Source organism: Paenibacillus xylanilyticus, assembly GCF_013359935.1.
In the GTDB taxonomy this organism is placed as follows: domain Bacteria; phylum Bacillota; class Bacilli; order Paenibacillales; family Paenibacillaceae; genus Paenibacillus; species Paenibacillus xylanilyticus.
Genome location: NZ_JABMCB010000042.1, coordinates 1 through 214 on the forward strand (window position 1 = coordinate 1; position 214 = coordinate 214).

Genomic DNA, 214 nt, shown 5'->3' on the forward strand with positions numbered 1-214 from the left:
AATTACAGGGCTTTTACCTTCTTTGGCGGGCCTTTCCAGACCTCTTCGTTTAACCGGTTCCTTTGTAACTCCATGTGAGACGTCCCACAACCCCAGAGAGCAAGCTCTCTGGTTTGGGCTTCTCCGCGTTCGCTCGCCGCTACTGACGGAATCACTATTGTTTTCTCTTCCTCAAGGTACTTAGATGTTTCAGTTCCCCTGGTATGCCTCTACA

At 50.0% G+C, this 214-nt stretch carries 1 rRNA gene; it reads right to left on the minus strand.

Annotated elements, in window-relative coordinates:
• Nucleotides 1-214: ribosomal RNA gene (locus HP552_RS00275) — 23S ribosomal RNA — on the minus strand; the annotation flags it as partial.